This window comes from Pseudomonas sp. IT-347P (genome assembly GCF_949768005.1).
Taxonomy (GTDB): Bacteria; Pseudomonadota; Gammaproteobacteria; order Pseudomonadales; family Pseudomonadaceae; genus Aquipseudomonas.
Map to the genome: position 1 here is coordinate 315898 of NZ_CATKPQ010000044.1, position 20524 is coordinate 336421.

Below are 20524 nucleotides of genomic sequence, written 5' to 3' on the forward strand. Positions count from 1 at the left end.
GGATCAGGCCGAGATGCGCGGGATGGTGTCGTCGGCGCGCAGGGTGAAGATCTCGTAACCGGTGTCGGTTACCAGCAGGGTGTGTTCCCACTGTGCCGAGAGCTTGCGATCCTTGGTAATTGCGGTCCAGCCGTCGCCCAGTACTTTGGTGTCGGCCTTGCCCTGGTTGATCATCGGTTCGATGGTGAACGTCATGCCGGCCTTCAGCTCCATGCCGGTGCCAGCGCGGCCGTAGTGCAGGATCTGCGGCTCTTCGTGGAAGACCTTGCCGATGCCGTGGCCGCAGAACTCGCGGACCACCGAGAAACCGTTCTTCTCGGCGTGCTTCTGGATCACTTCACCGATGTCGCCGAGGCGGCAGCCGGGTTTGACGATCTCGATCGCCTTGTACATGCATTCCTGGGTGATCTGCGACAGACGCTCGGCCCAGACCGGTACTTCGCCGACGTGAAACATGCGGCTGGTGTCGCCGTGGTAGCCGTCTTTGATGACGGTCACGTCGATGTTCAGGGTGTCGCCGTTTTTCAGCGGCTTGTCATTCGGGATGCCATGGCAGACCACATGGTTGATCGAGGTGCAGATCGACTTCGGGTAGCCCTTGTAGTTGAGCGGGGCAGGGATGGCTTGCTGCACGTTGACGATGTAGTCGTGGCAGATCTGGTTCAACTGATCGGTGGTGACGCCCGGTTTGACATGTTCGGCAATCATTTCCAGCACATCGGCGGCCAGTTTGCCGGCGACGCGCATGCCAGCGATGTCCTCGGGGGTTTTGAGGTTGACGGTCATACAGGCTCTCTCTGCGCTCGGCGGCGCTTGCTGATACGAATTGGGTGGCAGGTGTTCGATTGGCCACCCTGAAAAACGCGATTCTAACAGACGCACGGCGCAATTCAGCGCCCGCGTGCATCGCTTCTCTCTATACAATGGTGCGTTCGGGGCCGATTCCAAGGGGGCTGCGCCCATGTCCTTGGTGCGAATACAGATTCCGGGTTCCGTTTCTGCGCACCCTGTGGTATAAAATGCGCCGCTTTCCGGGGATACCCCGAAAAGCTTAAATCCACACACGTGTCGACACGATGACCTGGGTGCTTTTGGCTTTATGCCACTGGTTGGTCATTGGGATACGTGGAGGCCAAACCCGACTTATTAAGGAACTATCATGTCCCAAGTCAACATGCGCGATATGCTGAAGGCCGGTGTGCACTTCGGTCACCAAACCCGTTACTGGAATCCGAAAATGGGCAAGTACATTTTCGGCGCGCGTAACAAGATTCACATCATCAACCTTGAAAAAACCCTGCCAATGTTCAACGAAGCTCTGACTTTCGTAGAGCGTCTGGCCCAGGGCAAAAACAAGATTCTGTTCGTCGGCACCAAGCGTTCCGCTGGCAAGATCGTTGCTGAAGAAGCAGCACGTTGCGGTTCGCCGTACGTCGATCACCGCTGGTTGGGCGGCATGCTGACCAACTTCAAAACCATTCGTGCTTCCATCAAGCGTCTGCGTGACCTTGAAGTTCAAGCCGAAGACGGTACTTTCGCCAAGCTGACCAAGAAAGAAGCGCTGATGCGCTCCCGTGACCTGGAAAAGCTGGATCGTTCGCTGGGCGGCATCAAGGACATGGGCGGTCTGCCAGACGCACTGTTCGTGATCGACGTTGACCACGAGCGCATCGCGATCACCGAAGCCAACAAGCTGGGCATCCCGGTTATCGGCGTTGTCGACACCAACAGCAGCCCGGAAGGCGTTGACTACATCATCCCAGGCAACGATGACGCAATCCGCGCTATCCAGCTGTACATGGGTTCGATGGCTGACGCAGTGATCCGTGGTCGCAACAATGTTGCTGGCGGCACTGTAGAATTCGCAGCTGAAGAAACTCAGGCTGCAGCTGAGTAATTGACGCCCTGGCGTTGACTCAGTAAGCAAAAAGGGGGCTTGGCCCCCTTTTTGCCACCTCGAAAACCAATTGTTGGCGCCCACTTGTGGCAGCGCCCGCCCTGTATTTGTAACGTGCAGCGGCTACAAGCTGGTTCGGGAAGAATTGAACGCCCGTTCGATCGGGTGGAATGGTTGAAAACCTATCCAAGAGGAATTTGAAAATGGCAGCAATTACTGCAGCGTTGGTTAAAGAACTGCGCGAGCGTACCGGCGAAGGCATGATGGATTGCAAGAAAGCCCTGGAAAAGGCTGACGGCGACATCGAAAAAGCCATTGATGACATGCGTGCTTCGGGCGCGATCAAGGCTGCGAAAAAGGCGGGCAACGTTGCCGCTGAAGGCGCAATCGCAATCAAGGACGACGGTAAAGCTGCCGTTATCCTGGAAGTGAACTCGCAGACCGACTTCCTGGCTCTGCAAGATGACTTCAAGAACTTCGTCGCTGCCAGCGTTGAAAAAGCCTTCGCTGACAAACTGACTGACGCAGCTCCGCTGATCGCTGCTCAAGAAGCCGCTCGCGAAGCACTGGTTGCCAAAGTAGGCGAAAACGTCAACATCCGTCGTCTGACCCGTATCGAGGGTGACGTTGTAGGTTCTTACCTGCACGGCAACAAGATCGGTGTTGTTGTGGCTCTGAAAGGCGGTGACGTCGAGCTGGCCAAAGACATCGCGATGCACGTCGCTGCAAGCAACCCTGAGTTCCTGCTGCCTTCGCAAGTTTCGGCTGAAGCGATCGAGCGTGAAAAAGCTGTGTTCCTGCAGCTGAACGAAGAGAAGATCAAAGGCAAGCCAGAAAACATTGTTGAGAACATGGTCAAAGGCCGTATCAGCAAGTTCCTGGCAGAAGCAAGCCTGGTTGAGCAAGCGTTCGTCAAGAACCCTGAAATCAAGGTTGGCGAGCTGGCCAAGAAAGGCGGCGCAGAAATCGTTTCCTTCACTTACTACAAAGTAGGCGAAGGCATTGAGAAGCCGGTCGACAACTTCGCTGAAGAAGTTGCTGCCCAGCTGGCTGCCGCCAAGCAATAAGACGGTTTTTCAACTGTCGCCCGAAAGAGGCTGCCCGCTTACGCGCGCAGCCTCTTTTCAGATGGGGTACCAATTTTTATTTGGTTTCCACCCGGAACTGACTTACAAAGCCATGTTCCGATGGCGCTGCAGCAGCGCCAAGCTAGAGTGAACGCCAGCTGTAAACAGCTCGCAAAGAATTTTTAAATACGCCGCAGGAGAGATTCGCAATGGCTCAGCAGGGCAGTGGTTATCAGGCTCGCTATAAACGCATTCTACTCAAGCTTAGCGGCGAGGCCCTGATGGGCTCGGAAGAGTTCGGGATCGATCCAAAAGTGCTGGATCGGATGGCGCTGGAAGTCGGCCAGCTGGTCGGTATCGGCGTACAGGTCGGTCTGGTGATCGGCGGTGGCAACCTGTTCCGCGGCGAAGCCTTGAGCAAAGCCGGTATGGATCGGGTGACAGGTGACCACATGGGCATGCTGGCCACTGTGATGAACGCCTTGGCCATGCGCGATGCGCTGGAACGTGCCAATATCTCGGCCATCGTGATGTCGGCCATTTCCATGGTAGGCGTGACCGATCACTATGATCGCCGCAAAGCCATGCGCCACCTGAACTCCAAGGACGTCGTGATTTTCGCGGCCGGTACCGGCAACCCGTTCTTCACCACGGATTCGGCAGCCTGCCTGCGCGCAATCGAAATCGATGCCGATGTCGTGCTCAAAGCGACCAAGGTCGATGGCGTCTACACCGCTGACCCGTTCAAAGACCCGCATGCCGAGAAGTTCGATCATCTGACTTATGATGAAGTACTGGATCGCAAGCTGGGCGTGATGGATCTGACTGCTATTTGCCTGTGCCGCGACCACAAGATGCCGCTGCGCGTATTCAACATGAACAAGCCCGGTGCCCTGCTGAACATTGTGCACGGCGGCGCTGAAGGGACTTTGATCGAGGAAGGCCAACAATGATCAACGAAATCAAGAAAGACGCCCAAGCGCGTATGCAGAAATCCCTGGAGTCTCTGAGCCACGCGTTCGGCCAGATTCGTACCGGCAAGGCTCACCCGAGCATTCTCGGCAGTGTCATGGTGCCTTACTACGGCACTGACACCCCGTTGAGCGGCGTGGCCAACGTCACCGTGAAAGATTCGCGCACCCTGCAGGTCGTGGCGTTCGAGCGCAACATGCTCGCTGCCGTCGACAAAGCGATCCAGAGCGCCGGTCTGAACCTCAATCCGACCAACCTGGGCGAGTTGTTGTTGATCCCGATGCCTGCCCTCACCGAGGAAACGCGCAAAGGCTTCACCAAGCAGGCCCGCAGCGCAGCCGAAGATGCGCGCGTTGCCGTGCGCAATATTCGTCGCGATGCCTTGGGCGAGCTGAAAAAACTGGTCAAGGACAAGGAAATCAGCGAAGACGAAGAGCGTCGTGCCATCGCTGATATCGATAAGCTGACCAAAGAATCCGAGGCCCAGATCACCAAGGCCACGGACGAGAAAGAAAAAGACCTGATGGCCGTATAAGGGTCGAGCTTTAAATGGACAAGACCAAGCAGACTGCGCCGTCCGCGGTGCCGCGCCATGTCGCGATCATCATGGATGGCAACAATCGCTGGGCGAAAAAACGCTTTATGCCGGGTGTCGCCGGGCATAAAGCGGGCGTGGATGCTGTGCGGGCCGTCATTGAGGTGTGCGCCGAGGCCAAGGTCGAGGTGCTCACCCTGTTCGCGTTTTCCAGTGAAAACTGGCAACGCCCGGCCGATGAAGTCAGTGCCTTGATGGATCTGTTCTTCAAGGCATTGCGTCGTGAGGCCAAGCGTCTCAACGACAACAACATCAGTCTGCGCATCATTGGCGATCGTTCGCGCTTTCATCCGGAGCTTCAGGCCGCAATGCGTGAGGCCGAAGCGATGACGGCGGGTGCCAATCGTTTCATTCTGCAGATCGCCGCCAATTACGGTGGTCAGTGGGATATTGCGCAGGCTGCCCAGCGTCTGGCGCGTGAAGTTCAGGCCGGGCATCTGCGCCCGGAAGACATCACCCCGGATCTGCTGCAAACCTGTCTGGCGACCGGCGATCTGCCCTTGCCGGACCTGTGCATCCGTACCGGTGGCGAGCACCGCATCAGCAACTTCCTGCTGTGGCAACTGGCTTATGCCGAGTTGTACTTCTCCGACCTGTTCTGGCCGGACTTCAAACACGATGCCATGCGTAATGCGCTGGCCGATTTCGCTTCGCGCCAGCGTCGCTTCGGTAAAACGAGCGAACAGGTCGAAGCTGGAGCCCGGGTTTAATGCTTAAACAACGAATCATCACTGCGCTGATCCTGCTGCCGATCGCCTTGTGCGGTTTTTTCTTGCTCGAGGGGTCGGGTTTTGCCCTGTTCATCGGCCTGGTTGTAAGCCTGGGTGCCTGGGAATGGGCACGTCTGGCAGGTTTTGCCGCCCAATCGTTCCGCATCGGCTATGCCGCGGTCGTCGCATTGATGTTGTTCGTCATGTATGTGCTGCCGGGCCTGGCGCCCTGGGTACTGGGGGCTTCGGTGCTCTGGTGGGCGGTGGCGACTTATCTGGTGCTGACGTATCCGCATTCCAGTGCACATTGGTCTGCGGCCGCCACCAAGTTGGTGATTGGCCTGTTGATCCTGTTGCCGGCCTGGCAAGGGTTGGTGCAGATCAAGCAGTACCCGCTGGGTAACTGGTTGATCATGGCGGTGATGGTGTTGGTCTGGGGGGCCGATATCGGTGCTTACTTCTCCGGGCGCAAATTCGGCAAGCGTAAGCTGGCCCCGCACGTCAGTCCGGGCAAAAGCTGGGAAGGCGTTTACGGTGGTCTGGCGCTTAGTCTGCTGATCACCGCGATTGTCGGTCTGGTGCGTGACTGGACCGTCGCTGAGTTGCTTAAAGGCTTGATTGGCGCCGCGCTGATCGTGTTCATTTCCGTTGTTGGCGATCTGACCGAAAGCATGTTCAAGCGTCAGTCCGGCATCAAGGACAGCAGTAATCTGCTGCCGGGTCATGGTGGTGTGCTTGATCGTATTGACAGTCTGACAGCGGCAATCCCGGTGTTTGCCGTGCTGCTGTGGATGGCTGCGCCGTGACTCGCCCACAACAGATTACCGTTCTGGGTGCGACGGGCTCGATCGGCCTCAGCACCCTGGATGTCATTGCCCGTCATCCTGAGCGTTATCAGGTTTTCGCGTTGAGTGGTTTTACGCGTCTGAGTGAGCTGTTCGCCTTGTGCGTGCGCCACGTACCGCAATTTGCCGTGGTGCCCGAGGCGGGTGCCGCGCGCGGCTTGCAGGATGACTTGCGTGCCGCCGGTTTGCCGACTCGCGTGCTGGTGGGGGAGGAGGGCCTGTGTCAGGTCGCTGCGGCTCCGGAAGTCGATGCAGTGATGGCGGCGATCGTCGGTGCGGCAGGTCTGCGTCCGACCCTTGCGGCGGTTGAGGCGGGCAAGAAGATTCTTCTGGCCAATAAAGAAGCGCTGGTGATGTCCGGCGCCTTGTTCATGCAGGCAGTGCGCAAGAGCGGTTCGGTATTGCTGCCGATCGACAGCGAGCACAACGCGATTTTCCAGTGCATGCCACAGGATTTTGCCCGTGGATTGAGCTCGGTAGGTGTTCGTCGGATTTTACTCACAGCCTCTGGCGGCCCGTTCCGACAGACACCGATGAGTGAACTGGCGCATGTTTCACCTGATCAGGCGTGTGCACACCCAAACTGGTCCATGGGGCGCAAGATTTCGGTCGATTCGGCCAGCATGATGAACAAGGGGCTCGAACTGATCGAGGCCTGCTGGTTGTTTGATGCAAAACCGTCGCAGGTCGAAGTAGTGATTCATCCACAGAGCGTGATTCACTCGCTGGTTGATTATGTCGACGGCTCGGTGCTGGCGCAGTTGGGCAATCCCGACATGCGTACGCCGATCGCCAATGCCCTGGCGTGGCCCGAGCGCATCGATTCGGGCGTGGCGCCGCTGGATCTGTTCGCTATCGCGCGTCTGGACTTTGAGGCGCCGGATGAACAGCGCTTTCCTTGCCTGCGCCTGGCGCGGCAAGCCGCCGAGGCGGGCGACAGTGCTCCGGCGATGCTCAATGCGGCCAACGAAGTGGCGGTGGCAGCGTTTCTCGACGGACGGGTTCGTTACCTGGAAATCGCGAGTATTATCGAGGAGGTCTTGAGCCTTGAGCCGGTCGTAGCGCTGGGAGATCTCGAAGCCGTATTTACGGCGGATGCCAAGGCGCGAGTTCTGGCCGAGCAGTGGTTGAAGCGTCACGATCGATAGAATTGGCTACACAATGGCTACACGCGGCACTGAACAGGATTGCGGAGAAAGTAGATGAGCGCGCTCTATATGATTGCCGGCACCCTGATCGCCTTGGGTGTGCTGGTCACCTTTCACGAATTCGGCCACTTCTGGGTCGCGCGTCGCTGTGGCGTCAAGGTTCTACGTTTTTCCGTAGGCTTCGGCATGCCACTGCTGCGCTGGCATGACAGGCAGGGCACCGAGTTTGTCGTGGCGGCAATACCATTGGGTGGCTACGTCAAGATGCTCGACGAGCGCGAAGGCGAGGTACCGGTCGATCAGCTTGATCAGTCGTTCAATCGCAAATCCGTGCGTCAGCGCATCGCCATTGTTGCGGCAGGTCCCATTGCCAACTTCCTGTTGGCGCTGGTGTTCTTCTGGGTGTTGGCCATGCTCGGCAGCGAGCAGATTCGCCCGGTCATTGGTGCAGTTGAGTCCGGCAGTATCGCCGCCAGTGCCGGTTTGAGCGCAGGTGAGGAAATCGTCGCCATCGACGGTGAGCCGACTTCCGGTTGGGCCGCCGTCAATCTGCAGTTGGTGCGGCGCCTTGGCGAGAGTGGTTCTCTGCAGTTGCTGGTGCGTGAGCAGGGTTCGTCGGCAGATACGTCGCGTGAGCTGAAGCTGGATAACTGGCTCAAAGGTGCCGATGAGCCGGATCCGATCCGCTCTTTGGGTATTCGCCCATGGCGCCCGGCCTTGCCGCCGGTACTTGCCGAACTTGATCCGAAAGGTCCGGCACAGGCGGCCGGGCTGAAAACCGGCGATCGCCTGTTGGCGCTCGACGGTCAGGCGCTGAATGACTGGCAACAGGTTGTTGATACCGTTCGTACGCGTCCTGATACCAAAATCATGCTGCGCATCGAGCGCGACAATGCTCAAATCGACGTTCCGGTGACCCTGGCGGCGCGCGGTGACAGCAAATCACCAAGCGGATATCTGGGGGCGGGTGTGAAAGCTGTCGACTGGCCACCGGAGATGATCCGTGAGGTCAGTTATGGGCCGCTGGCTGCGATTGGCGAGGGTGCCCGTCGTACTTGGACCATGAGCATTCTGACGCTCGATTCGCTGAAGAAAATGCTGTTCGGCGAGCTCTCGGTAAAAAACTTGAGTGGACCGATAACCATTGCTAAAGTGGCGGGCGCTTCTGCCCAGTCGGGCGTCGCTGATTTCCTGAATTTCCTTGCTTATCTGAGTATTAGCCTGGGCGTTCTGAATTTGCTGCCCATTCCTGTACTGGATGGGGGGCATTTGTTGTTTTATCTGATCGAGTGGGCGCGTGGTCGTCCCTTGTCGGATCGGGTGCAAGGTTGGGGGATACAGATCGGTATCAGTTTGGTGGTCGGGGTGATGTTGCTTGCTCTGGTCAACGATCTGGGTCGTCTGTAACGCTTCGCTGAATTGCGAATCTGCCGCATTTTGCGGCAGTTTGTTTATTGCCAGTTGGAATAAGAAAGGACTTCATGAAACGTCTGCTGCTAACTGCGGTTCTCACCGTATTGATGATCGCCGAAGTTCACGCCGAGTCCTTCACTATCTCTGATATTCGCGTCAATGGCCTCCAGCGGGTCTCCGCGGGTAGCGTCTTTGGTGCCTTGCCGTTGAACGTCGGCGAGCAGGCGGATGATCGTCGCCTGGTGGAATCCACTCGTGCGTTGTTCAAAACCGGTTTCTTTCAAGATATCCAGCTGGGCCGCGAAGGCAACGTCCTGGTCATCACGGTCGTTGAACGTCCGTCGGTCGCCAGTATCGAGATCGAGGGAAACAAGGCGATCTCCACTGAAGACTTGATGAAAGGTCTCAAGCAGTCCGGTCTGGCCGAAGGCGAGATCTTCCAGCGTGCCACCCTTGAGGGTGTACGTAATGAACTGCAACGTCAGTACGTCGCGCAGGGTCGCTACTCGGCCACCGTTGATACCGAAGTGGTTTCGCAACCGCGCAACCGCGTGGGTCTGAAAGTGAAGATCAACGAAGGTACCGTGGCGGCCATTCAGCACATCAACGTGGTGGGCAACACGGTTTTCCCTGAAGAAGACCTGACCGACCTGTTCGAACTGAAGACCACCAACTGGCTGTCGTTCTTCAAGAACGATGACAAGTACGCCCGTGAAAAACTGTCCGGTGACCTGGAGCGTCTGCGTTCCTACTACCTGGACCGTGGCTATATCAACATGGATATCGCTTCGACCCAGGTGTCCATCACCCCGGACAAGAAGCACGTCTACATCACTGTCAACGTCACCGAAGGCGAGAAATACACCGTTCGCGACGTCAAGCTCAGTGGTGATCTGAAAGTCCCTGAAGATCAGGTCAAGTCCCTGCTGCTGGTGCAGAAGGGCCAGGTGTTCTCGCGCAAGCTGATGACCACCACGTCCGAGTTGATCACCCGTCGTCTGGGTAACGAGGGTTATACCTTCGCCAACGTCAACGGCGTACCTCAGCCGCACGATGAAGATCACACCGTCGACATCCTGTTCGCTGTTGATCCGGGCAAGCGTGCCTACGTCAACCGCATCAACTTCCGGGGCAACACCAAGTCCGAAGACGAAGTGCTGCGTCGTGAAATGCGTCAGATGGAAGGCGGCTGGGCTTCGACTTACCTGATCGACCAGTCCAAGACTCGTCTTGAGCGTCTGGGCTTCTTCAAGGAAGTCAACGTTGAAACCCCGGCCGTTCCGGGTGTCGACGACCAGGTGGACGTGAACTACAGCGTTGAAGAACAGGCTTCCGGTTCGATTACCGCCAGCGTCGGTTTTGCCCAGAGTGCCGGTCTGATCCTCGGTGGCTCGATCACCCAGAACAACTTCCTCGGTACCGGTAACCGCGTCAGCATCGGCCTGACCCGCAGTGAATACCAGAGCCGCTACAACTTCGGCTACGTTGACCCGTACTGGACCGCCGATGGCGTGAGCCTGGGTTACAACGCGTTCTATCGCACCACTGACTACAAAGACCTCGACGTCGACGTAGCCAGCTATGCGGTAGACAGCCTGGGTGCCGGCGTCAACGTTGGCTACCCGATCAGCGAGACTTCGCGTCTGACGTTTGGTCTGTCGGTTCAACAGGACGAGATCAAGACCGGTACCTACACCGTTGACGAGATTTTCGACTTCGTTAACAAGGAAGGCGACAAGTACCTGAACTTCAAGGCGTCGGCGGGCTGGTCCGAATCGACCCTGAACAAAGGCGTACTGCCGACCCGTGGCCGTTCCCAGAGCTTGACCCTGGAAAGCACCATTCCAGGCAGCGACCTGTCGTTCTACAAACTTGATTACCGCGGTCAGCTGTTCCAGCCGATCAGCGAGAACTACACCCTGCGTCTGCACACCGAGCTGGGTTATGGCGACGGTTATGGCGGCACTGATGGCTTGCCGTTCTATGAAAACTACTATGCTGGTGGTTTCAACTCGGTTCGTGGCTTCAAGGACAGCACCCTCGGCCCACGCAGTACGCCGAGTCAGGGTGGCAACCCGGGGACATTGCGAGATCCCGATCAGGATCCGCTGCCATTCGGTGGTAACGTTCTGATCCAGGGTGGTGTCGAGGTTCTGTTCCCGCTGCCATTCGTCAAGGATCAGCGCTCCCTGCGTACTTCGGTATTCTGGGATGTGGGTAACGTATTTGACTCGCAGTGCAAGGACACTACCAATGCCAACGGCTCGTCGTCGAACACCAAGTGCAACGACATCAGCCTGAGCAACATGGCCAGTTCCGTAGGTGTTGGCGTGACCTGGGTCACCGCACTGGGCCCTCTGAGTTTCGCGTTGGCCATGCCGATCAAGAAGCCGGATGAAGCTGAAACTCAAGTGTTCCAATTCTCCCTCGGCCAGACGTTCTAAGCGTCTGACCCAAGATAACGACAATGGATTTTGTAGGAGTGCATCGTGCGTAAGTTGACTCAATTGGTTCTCCTGGCCTCCTTGATGGTGGCAGGCCCGGCATTTGCCGACATGAAAATTGCCGTGCTGAACTATCAGATGGCCTTGCTGGAGTCCGACGCAGCGAAGAAATACGCTGTGGATGCCGAGAAGAAGTTCGGCCCGCAACTGACCAAGCTGAAGACGCTGGAAAGCAGCGCCAAGGGCATTCAGGATCGTCTGATGGCCGGTGGCGACAAAATGCAGCAAGGTGAGCGTGAGCGTCTGGAGCTGGAATTCAAGCAAAAGGCCCGTGACTTCCAGTTCCAGTCCAAGGAACTGAACGAAGCCAAAGCCGTTGCCGATCGCGAAATGCTCAAGCAGCTGAAGCCGAAACTGGATAGCGCAGTGGAAGAAGTCATCAAGAAAGGTGGTTTTGACCTGGTGTTCGAGCGTGGCGCAGTCATCGATGTCAAACCTCAGTACGACATCACGCGCCAGGTTATCGAGCGCATGAATCAGCTGAAGTAACCCATGACAGTGACTATCAAGCTCGGCCAGTTGGCCGAGTTCCTCGGCGCCACCTTGCGTGGCGACCCTGAGAGGCAAATAACTGGGCTAGCCACTTTGCAAGAGGCTGGCCCAGCTCAGTTGAGCTTTCTGGCAAACCCTCAATATCGCAAATACCTGGCGGGCTCGCAGGCAGCAGCATTGCTGCTCAAGGAAGTCGATGCCGAAGGTTTTGCCGGTAATGCTTTGGTGGTGCCTGATCCTTACCTGGCTTACGCGCGTATCTCTCATCTGTTCGATCCCAAGCCAAAAGCTTCTGCGGGTATTCATCCGTCAGCGGTGATTGCGGCGGACGCGGTGGTTGATCCAACCGCCAGCATCGGCCCTTTTGTGGTGATCGAAGCCGGTGCGCGGATTGGTGCGCAGGTGACTCTGGGCGCGCACTGCGTCGTCGGTGCCCGCAGCGAAATCGGCGAAGGCGGCTGGCTCGCGCCGCGCGTGACGCTGTATCACGACGTACGCATCGGCAAACGTGTAGTTATTCAGTCCGGTGCCGTGCTCGGTGGTGAAGGCTTCGGCTTCGCCAACGAAAAAGGCATCTGGCAGAAGATCGCCCAGATCGGTGGCGTGACCATCGGCGACGATGTCGAGATTGGCGTGAATACCGCCATCGACCGCGGTGCGCTGGCCGATACCGTGATCGGCAATGGCGTGAAGCTCGACAACCAGATCCAGATCGCCCACAACGTTCAGGTCGGTGATCACACTGCCATGGCCGCGTGTGTCGGGATTTCCGGCAGCACCAAAATCGGCAAGCATTGCATGCTGGCCGGTGGTGTCGGTCTGGTTGGCCACATTGATATTTGCGACAACGTTTTCCTGACCGGGATGACCATGGTGACCCACTCGATTACCGAGCCGGGTGCTTACTCTTCCGGCACAGCCATGCAACCGGCGGCCGAATGGCGCAAAAGCGCGGCCCGCATCCGTCAGCTCGATGACATCGCGCGGCGTTTGAAACAGCTGGAAAAGCGCGTAGGGGAAGTGACCCCTGACGGCAATGCTTCATCAGATGGCTGATACCATTTCCATATCAAGTGTGCACAGCCTCTAGACTGCCTCCTTGATTTGCTAGAGGAGTGCGCGTCAGTCGCGCTCCCAATCTTTACATAGGCTTCCCCCCGAAATGATGGACATCAACGAGATTCGCGAATACCTGCCTCACCGTTACCCGTTCCTGCTGGTGGACCGGGTGGTGGAACTGGACACTGAAGGCAAGCGCATTCGCGCCTACAAGAATGTCAGCATCAATGAACCGTTCTTCAATGGTCACTTCCCTGCGCATCCAATCATGCCGGGCGTACTGATCATCGAAGCGATGGCTCAGGCTGCCGGGATCCTCGGTTTCAAAATGCTCGACGTCAAACCGGCCGACGGCACCCTGTATTACTTCGTCGGTTCCGACAAGCTGCGCTTCCGCCAGCCGGTGTTGCCAGGCGATCAATTGATCCTTGAAGCCAAGTTCATCAGCTGCAAGCGGCAGATCTGGAAATTCGAATGCCAGGCTTCGGTCGATGGCAAGCCGGTCTGCTCGGCTGAAATCATCTGTGCGGAACGCAAGCTATGAGTTTGATTGACCCTCGCGCAATCATCGATCCGTCGGCCGTTCTGGCTGATGGCGTCGAGGTCGGCCCGTGGTCGATCATCGGCGCAGGTGTGGAAATCGGCGAGGGTACCGTGATCGGGCCGCATGTAATCCTCAAAGGCCCGACCCGCATCGGCAAGCACAATCGCATCTACCAGTTTTCCTCGGTAGGCGAAGACACGCCCGATCTGAAATACAAGGGTGAAGAAACCCGTCTGGTGATCGGTGACCACAACGTCATCCGCGAAGGCGTGACGATTCACCGTGGCACCGTGCAGGACCGTTCGGAAACCACGCTGGGCGATCACAACCTGATCATGGCCTATGCCCACATCGGGCATGACAGCGTCATCGGCAACCACTGCATTCTGGTCAACAACACTGCCTTGGCCGGGCATGTGCACGTGGATGACTGGGCGATCCTCTCCGGGTTCACCCTGGTTCACCAGCATTGCCGCATCGGCGCCCACAGCTTTTCCGGCATGGGCACCGCGATCGGCAAGGACGTTCCGGCGTTTGTCACCGTGTTCGGCAGCCCGGCCGAAGCGCGCAGCATGAACTTCGAAGGTATGCGCCGCCGCGGCTTCAGCGAGGACGCGATCCACACCCTGCGTCGCGCCTACAAAACCGTCTATCGCCAGGGCCTCACGGTCGAGCAGGCGCTGGCCGAACTGGCCGAACCTGCGGCGCAGTTCCCGGAAGTCGCGATATTCCGCGACTCCATTCAGTCGTCGACTCGCGGCATCACTCGCTGATCATGGCCAATCTGCGTATTGCGCTGGTGGCGGGTGAAGCTTCCGGTGACATTCTCGGCGCCGGCCTCATGCGCGCCCTCAAGGCACAGCATCCGGCGGTCGAGTTCATCGGCGTCGGCGGTCCGTTGATGCAGGCCGAAGGCCTGACGTCCTACTTTCCCATGGAACGCTTGTCGGTCATGGGCCTGGTGGAGGTCCTCGGTCGGCTGCGCGAACTGCTCAAGCGCCGCAAGGATCTGATCGCCACGCTGATCGCCGAGAAACCGGACGTGTTCATCGGTATCGACGCGCCGGACTTCAACCTCAATATCGAACTCAAGTTGCGTCAGGCCGGGATCAAGACCGTGCATTACGTCAGCCCGTCGGTATGGGCGTGGCGGCAGAAGCGTGTGCTGAAGATCCGCGAAGGCTGCGACCTGATGCTGACGCTGCTGCCGTTCGAAGCAAAATTCTACGAAGAGAAAGGCGTGCCGGTGCGGTTCGTCGGTCACACGCTCGCCGATACCATCCCGCTGGAAGCCGATCGTGCTGCGGCGCGTGCCGAATTGGGCTTGCCCGACGGCCCACTGGTGGCGTTGATGCCCGGCAGCCGTGGCGGCGAAGTGTCCCGACTGGGTGCGCTGTTCCTCGATACCGCTGAGCGCCTGCGCGGTATGCTCCCGGGTTTGCGCTTTGTCATCCCGTGCGCCAATTCGGAACGTCGTGCACAAATTGAGGAGCTGCTTGCCGGCCGTGATCTGCCCGTGACGTTGCTCGACGGCAAGTCCCATCTGGCCTTGGCGGCGTGTAACGCGGTGTTGATCGCCTCCGGCACTGCGACCCTCGAAGCGCTGCTGTACAAGCGGCCGATGGTGGTGGCGTACCGACTGGCCCCGCTGACGTTCTGGATTCTCAAACGCATGGTGAAGAGTCCGTACGTGTCGCTGCCCAATTTGCTCGCCCAGCGCTTGCTGGTCCCGGAACTGTTGCAGGATGATGCGACGGTCGAAGCACTCGCGCAGACGCTGTTGCCGCTGATCGAAGGTGGCGAAGAACAGACGCGCGGCTTTGACGAGATCCATCGCACACTGCGGCTGGATGCCTCCAATCAGGCGGCGGATGCCGTCCTCAACCTGATCGGTCAGACACGATGAGCAAGACAAGCATGCAGATGGGCCTGGATTTCACCCTGGTCGCCGAAGTCGAAGATCTGGTGGCCGGCGTCGATGAAGTCGGTCGTGGCCCGTTGTGCGGTGCAGTGGTGACGGCGGCAGTGATCCTCGATCCGAACCGGCCGATCCTCGGCCTCAACGACTCGAAGAAGCTCACTGAAGCCAAGCGCGAAAAGCTCTACGACGAAATCATCGAGAAGTCTCTGAGCTGGTGCATCGCCCGCGCTGAAGTTGAAGAAATCGACGAGCTGAACATCTTGCACGCGACCATGCTGGCGATGCAGCGCGCGGTCGCCGGCCTGCACATCCAGCCGAAACTGGCGATGATCGACGGCAACCGTTGTCCGCATCTGCCAATGCGCGCTGAAGCGGTGGTGCAGGGCGACGGCAAGGTACCGGCGATTGCCGCCGCGTCGATTCTGGCCAAGGTCAGTCGCGACCGCGAAATGGCTGCGTTCGAATTGATCTACCCGGGGTATGGCATCGGCGGCCACAAAGGCTACCCGACGCCCGTTCATCTGGAAGCCTTGGTGCGTCTTGGCCCGACGCCGATTCACCGGCGCTCGTTCGCGCCGGTGCGTCAGGCGTACGAAGCGCTGGAAGGCCTGACGCAGGTTTAGTCGCAAGGCTGATGTTTTGTTCGAGGCCCGGTACAATCCGGGCCTTGTTGTCTCTATGTAACTGGACAGGATCACTATGCCGGCTTCATTCGTTCATCTACGCCTGCACACTGAATACTCCCTGGTCGACGGGCTGGTGCGAATCAAGCCACTGGTCAAGGCACTGACCGCCATGAACATGCCGGCGGTCGCGGTCACCGACCAGAACAACATGTGTTCCCTGGTCAAATTCTATAAAAACACCATGGGCGCGGGCATCAAGCCGATCTGCGGCGCCGACCTGTGGCTGTCGAACAAGGATCCCGATGCGCCGCTAAGCCGCATCAGCCTGTTGGTGATGAACGCCAAGGGCTATCGCAACCTCACCGAGTTGATCTCCCGCGGCTTCATCGAAGGCCAGCGCAACGGCATGATCATTATCGAGCGCGAGTGGGTGGCCGAAGCCAACGAAGGTCTGATCATGCTGTCCGCCGCCAAAGAAGGCGAGATCGGCATGGCCATGATCGGCGGCAACCCGGCCGAAGCCGAAGCGCTGGCGCGAGAATGGATGGCGGTGTTCCCGGATCGTTTCTATCTGGAAATCCAGCGCACCAACCGCCCCAACGATGAAGAACAGCTGCACGGTGCCGTCGCGCTCGCCGACAAGCTCGGTGCGCCGCTGGTGGCGACCAACGATGTGCGCTTCATCAAGCAGGAAGACTTCGCTGCTCATGAAACCCGCGTGTGCATCGGTGAGGGCCGCGCCCTCGACGATCCGCGGCGCTCGAAGAATTACAGCGATCAGCAATACCTGAAAAGCGCCGAGGAAATGATCGAGCTGTTCAGCGACATTCCCGACGCTATCGAAAACACCGTCGAGATCGCCAAGCGCTGCAACATCGAAGTGAAGCTGGGCACGCACTTTTTGCCCAACTTCCCGATTCCCGATGGCATGACCATCGACGAGTATTTCCGCAAAGTCTCCTTCGACGGTCTCGAAGAGCGCTTGGCGGTGCTGCTGCCCAAAGACACCACCGAAGACTACGAAGCCAAGCGTCAGGTCTACGTCGATCGCTTGAATTTCGAGCTGGATATCATCATCCAGATGGGTTTCCCCGGTTACTTCCTGATCGTGATGGACTTTATCCAGTGGGCCAAGAACAACGGCGTGCCGGTAGGTCCTGGCCGGGGATCGGGTGCCGGTTCGTTGGTGGCCTACGTGCAGAAGATCACCGACCTCGATCCGCTGGAATACGACCTGCTGTTCGAACGTTTCCTTAACCCGGAACGGGTATCGATGCCCGACTTCGACGTCGACTTCTGCATGGACGGTCGTGACCGGGTGATCGATTACGTGGCCGAGAAATACGGCCGCAACGCCGTGAGCCAGATCATCACCTTCGGTTCCATGGCCGCCAAGGCTGTGGTGCGCGACGTGGCGCGGGTGCAGGGCAAGTCCTACGGCCTGGCGGATCGCCTGTCGAAGATGATTCCGTTCGAAGTCGGCATGACCTTGGAAAAAGCCTACGAGCAGGAAGAAATCCTCCGTGACTTCATCAAGGTCGATGAAGAGGCGGCGGAAATCTGGGAGATGGCGCGCAAGCTCGAAGGCGTTGTGCGTAACGTCGGTAAGCACGCCGGTGGTGTGGTAATCGCGCCGACCAAGCTGACTGACTTCTCGCCGATCTACTGCGACGAGGCCGGTGATGGTCTGGTAACCCAGTTCGACAAGGACGACGTTGAAGCGGCTGGTCTGGTGAAGTTCGACTTCCTCGGCTTGAGGACCCTGACGATCATCGACTGGGCGTTGAAAACGATTAACCGCGACCGCGCCAAGGTCAACGAGCCGCCGCTGGATATCGCGTTTATCCCGCTGGATGACAAACCGACTTACACGCTGTTGCAGAAAGCTGAAACCACGGCGGTGTTCCAGCTTGAATCCCGCGGCATGAAAGAGCTGATCAAAAAGCTCAAGCCCGACTGCCTGGAAGACTTGATCGCACTCGTGGCCCTGTTCCGTCCGGGCCCGCTGCAGTCCGGCATGGTGGATGACTTCATCAACCGTAAGCACGGTCGCGCCGAACTGGCGTATCCGCACTCGGACTACCAGTACGACGGTTTGAAGCCCGTTCTGGCGCCGACTTACGGCATCATCCTGTACCAGGAACAGGTGATGCAGATTGCCCAGGTCATGGCCGGTTACACCCTCGGTGGTGCGGACATGCTGCGTCGGGCAATGGGTAAGAAAAAGCCCGAGGAAATGGCCAAGCAGCGCGGCGGTTTCATCGAAGGTTGCGCCACCAACGGTATCGACGCCGATCTGGCCGGTAACATTTTCGACCTGGTGGAAAAGTTCGCCGGTTACGGCTTCAACAAATCCCACTCTGCCGCTTACGGCCTGGTCTCGTACCAGACCGCCTGGCTGAAAGCTCACTACCCGGCGCCGTTCATGGCCGCGGTACTTTCGGCGGATATGCACAACACCGACAAGGTCGTGACCTTGATCGAGGAAGTGCGCACGATGAAACTGCGTCTCGACGCGCCGGACGTGAACACTTCGGAGTTCAAGTTCACGGTGAACGACGACGGCCGCATCGTCTACGGCCTCGGCGCGATCAAGGGTGTTGGTGAAGGCCCGGTTGAGGCCATCACCGAAGCGCGTCAGGCCGGTCCGTTCAAGGATCTGTTCGATTTCTGCGCCCGTGTCGACCTCAAACGTATCAACAAACGTACGCTGGACGGTCTGATCCGCAGCGGTGCGCTGGATCGTCTGGGGCCGTACTTCCATGACGAACAGAAGGCTTATCAAGCTAATATCGACCGCAACCGCGCCGTGCTGCTGGCGGCGATGGAAGAGGCGATCAAGGCAGCCGAACAGACCGCACGCACCCACGACAGCGGCCATGCCGACCTGTTTGGCGGGCTGTTTGTCGAAGAAGATGCCGATGTTTATGCGTCCCATCGCAAGGCCAAGGAGCTGACCCTCAAGGAACGCCTCAAGGGTGAGAAAGACACCTTGGGCCTGTACCTGACCGGCCACCCGATTGACGAATACGAAGGCGAGATCCGTCGCTTCGCCCGTCAGCGCATCATCGACCTGAAGCCGGCGCGGGATACGCAAACCGTAGCAGGGATGATCATTGCCTTGCGGGTGATGAAGAACAAGAAGGGCGACAAGATGGGCTTCATCACCCTCGACGACCGCTCGGGGCGGATCGAGGCGTCGTTGTTCGCCGATGCGTTTCATTCTGCGCAATCGCTGTTGCAGACCGACGCGATGGTGGTGGTCGAGGGCGAAGTCAGCAACGACGACTTCTCCGGCGGCCTGCGCCTGCGGGTCAAGCGCGTGATGAGCATGGAAGATGCGCGCACTAACCTCGCCGAAAGCCTGCGCCTGAAGCTGCAAACCCAGGATCTGAAAGGCGATCAGCTACGCTGGTTGGGGGAATTGCTCAAGCGTCATCGCGGCGCGTGCCCGATCACCATGGAGTACACCAGCCCGGATGCGAAGACCTTGCTGCAGTTCGGTGAGACTTGGCGGATTGATCCGGCGGATGCGTTGATTCAAGCCCTGCGTGACCAGTTCGGGCGAGACAACGTCTTCCTCCAATACCGTTGACCGGCAAGTGCCATCATTGCGCTTGCCCGCAACCTGAATTTTTAATCTCGACCTCAGCGCGCCTCTCCCTTAAGGTAGGGCGCGAATAGACAACCGGCCGGCCCAAGCTCATTTGGGACACGACCCAAGACGGACGCCTATGAACCCGAATTTTCTAGATTTCGAACAGCCGATCGCCGACCTGCAAGCCAAGATCGAAGAGTTGCGCTTGGTCGGTAATGACAATTCGCTGAATATCGGCGATGAGATCTCCCGCCTGCAGGACAAGAGCAAAACGCTGACCGAAGACATCTTCGGCAAGCTGACCAGCTGGCAGATCGCACGCCTGGCGCGTCACCCGAAACGCCCGTACACCCTCGATTACATCGAGCACATCTTCACCGAGTTCGACGAACTGCACGGCGACCGTCACTTCTCTGACGACGCCGCCATCGTGGGTGGTATCGCCCGCCTGGAAGATCAGCCGGTGATGATCATCGGTCACCAGAAGGGCCGTGAAGTCCGTGAGAAGGTGCGCCGCAACTTCGGCATGCCGCGTCCGGAAGGCTACCGCAAGGCTTGCCGTCTGATGGAAATGGCCGAGCGTTTCAAAATGCCGATCCTGACCTTCATCGATACCCCGGGCGCCTATCCGGGTATCGACGCTGAAGAGCGCAACCAGAGCGAAGCGATTGCCTGGAACCTGCGTGTGATGTCGCGCCTGAAAACCCCGATCATCGCCACCGTAATTGGTGAGGGTGGTTCCGGCGGTGCACTGGCCATCGGCGTCTGCGATCAGCTGAACATGCTGCAATACTCGACCTACGCGGTGATCTCGCCGGAAGGTTGCGCTTCGATTCTGTGGAAAACCGCAGAAAAAGCGCCGGATGCTGCTGAGGCCATGGGCATCACTGCCGAGCGTCTGAAAGGCCTGGGCATTGTCGACAAGGTGATCAGCGAGCCTCTGGGCGGTGCGCACCGTGATCCGGCTGCCGCCGCTGCATCGATCCGTGCCGAGCTGAGCTCGCAACTGGCGATGTTGAAGAAGTTCGATAACGAAGCGCTGTTGAAGCGCCGTTATGATCGACTGATGAGCTACGGCCTCTGATCGAACGCCGATTCGACTGACAATGCAAAACACTGTGGGAGCGAGCTTG

Annotated in this window: 18 protein-coding genes; 17 read left to right on the forward strand and 1 reads right to left on the reverse strand. The window is 58.4% G+C overall.

The features are described 5' to 3' along the window. Nucleotides 1-3: 3 nt before the first annotated feature. On the reverse strand, nt 4-786 hold the full coding sequence (map, locus tag ACM6IV_RS17695; protein ID WP_414870984.1) for a type I methionyl aminopeptidase: 783 nt from the start codon (nt 784-786) through the stop codon (nt 4-6). Nucleotides 787-1159: 373 nt separating this feature from the next. On the opposite strand from map, the gene rpsB reads away from it, so the two are divergent. From rpsB to ACM6IV_RS17780, 17 genes are all read left to right on the forward strand, one after another. Next, nucleotides 1160-1897 (forward strand): 30S ribosomal protein S2, encoded by a 738-nt coding sequence (gene rpsB / locus ACM6IV_RS17700; protein WP_003222119.1) that lies wholly within the window; start codon nt 1160-1162, stop codon nt 1895-1897. A 203-nt stretch (nt 1898-2100) separates the two neighbouring features. Then, nucleotides 2101-2964 carry a translation elongation factor Ts gene (gene tsf / locus ACM6IV_RS17705; protein WP_102355655.1) on the forward strand — a complete coding sequence of 288 codons (864 nt, stop codon included), beginning with the start codon at nt 2101-2103 and terminating at the stop codon, nt 2962-2964. A gap of 209 nt (nt 2965-3173) precedes the next feature. Further along, nucleotides 3174-3917, forward strand: coding sequence for a UMP kinase (gene pyrH, locus ACM6IV_RS17710; protein ID WP_003222124.1), 744 nt, complete (start codon nt 3174-3176; stop codon nt 3915-3917). Further along, nucleotides 3914-4471 (forward strand): ribosome recycling factor, encoded by a 558-nt coding sequence (gene frr, locus ACM6IV_RS17715; protein ID WP_414870985.1) that lies wholly within the window; start codon nt 3914-3916, stop codon nt 4469-4471. The genes pyrH and frr overlap by 4 nt, the downstream gene beginning before the upstream one ends. 14 nt (nt 4472-4485) lie before the next feature. Next, complete coding sequence (gene uppS / locus ACM6IV_RS17720) at nt 4486-5241, forward strand: polyprenyl diphosphate synthase (RefSeq protein WP_007908854.1); 756 nt, start codon at nt 4486-4488, stop codon at nt 5239-5241. Beyond that, the gene (locus ACM6IV_RS17725; protein ID WP_414870986.1) at nt 5241-6047 is read left to right on the forward strand and encodes a phosphatidate cytidylyltransferase; all 807 of its coding nucleotides are present in this window, start codon (nt 5241-5243) and stop codon (nt 6045-6047) included. The genes uppS and ACM6IV_RS17725 overlap by 1 nt, the downstream gene beginning before the upstream one ends. Further along, a complete protein-coding gene (ispC, locus tag ACM6IV_RS17730; RefSeq protein ID WP_414870987.1) occupies nt 6044-7234 on the forward strand; it encodes a 1-deoxy-D-xylulose-5-phosphate reductoisomerase in 1191 nt (396 codons plus the stop codon). The genes ACM6IV_RS17725 and ispC overlap by 4 nt, the downstream gene beginning before the upstream one ends. Before the next feature lie 54 nt (nt 7235-7288). Continuing rightward, nucleotides 7289-8641: a sigma E protease regulator RseP gene (rseP, locus tag ACM6IV_RS17735; RefSeq protein ID WP_414870988.1), complete on the forward strand. Its 1353-nt coding sequence runs from the start codon at nt 7289-7291 to the stop codon at nt 8639-8641. A gap of 74 nt (nt 8642-8715) precedes the next feature. Next, nucleotides 8716-11091, forward strand: coding sequence for an outer membrane protein assembly factor BamA (gene bamA / locus ACM6IV_RS17740; protein ID WP_414870989.1), 2376 nt, complete (start codon nt 8716-8718; stop codon nt 11089-11091). A 45-nt stretch (nt 11092-11136) separates the two neighbouring features. Next, nucleotides 11137-11640, forward strand: a complete 504-nt coding sequence (locus ACM6IV_RS17745) for an OmpH family outer membrane protein (RefSeq protein WP_007908849.1) — start codon at nt 11137-11139, stop codon at nt 11638-11640. Nucleotides 11641-11643: 3 nt separating this feature from the next. Next, nucleotides 11644-12699, forward strand: coding sequence for a UDP-3-O-(3-hydroxymyristoyl)glucosamine N-acyltransferase (gene lpxD, locus ACM6IV_RS17750; protein WP_414870990.1), 1056 nt, complete (start codon nt 11644-11646; stop codon nt 12697-12699). A 106-nt stretch (nt 12700-12805) separates the two neighbouring features. Continuing rightward, nucleotides 12806-13246 carry a 3-hydroxyacyl-ACP dehydratase FabZ gene (fabZ, locus tag ACM6IV_RS17755; protein WP_003222142.1) on the forward strand — a complete coding sequence of 147 codons (441 nt, stop codon included), beginning with the start codon at nt 12806-12808 and terminating at the stop codon, nt 13244-13246. Beyond that, entirely contained in the window at nt 13243-14019 is a 777-nt protein-coding gene (gene lpxA / locus ACM6IV_RS17760; protein WP_414870991.1) for an acyl-ACP--UDP-N-acetylglucosamine O-acyltransferase, read from the forward strand. Before fabZ ends, lpxA begins: the two co-directional genes overlap by 4 nt. A gap of 2 nt (nt 14020-14021) precedes the next feature. Further along, nucleotides 14022-15152: a lipid-A-disaccharide synthase gene (lpxB, locus tag ACM6IV_RS17765; protein WP_414870992.1), complete on the forward strand. Its 1131-nt coding sequence runs from the start codon at nt 14022-14024 to the stop codon at nt 15150-15152. Nucleotides 15153-15163: 11 nt separating this feature from the next. After that, on the forward strand, nt 15164-15790 hold the full coding sequence (gene rnhB / locus ACM6IV_RS17770) for a ribonuclease HII (RefSeq protein WP_414871258.1): 627 nt from the start codon (nt 15164-15166) through the stop codon (nt 15788-15790). 76 nt (nt 15791-15866) lie between these two features. Further along, on the forward strand, nt 15867-19388 hold the full coding sequence (gene dnaE, locus ACM6IV_RS17775; RefSeq protein WP_414870993.1) for a DNA polymerase III subunit alpha: 3522 nt from the start codon (nt 15867-15869) through the stop codon (nt 19386-19388). 139 nt (nt 19389-19527) lie between these two features. After that, nucleotides 19528-20475: an acetyl-CoA carboxylase carboxyltransferase subunit alpha gene (locus ACM6IV_RS17780; protein WP_108225216.1), complete on the forward strand. Its 948-nt coding sequence runs from the start codon at nt 19528-19530 to the stop codon at nt 20473-20475. Nucleotides 20476-20524 lie beyond the last annotated feature (49 nt).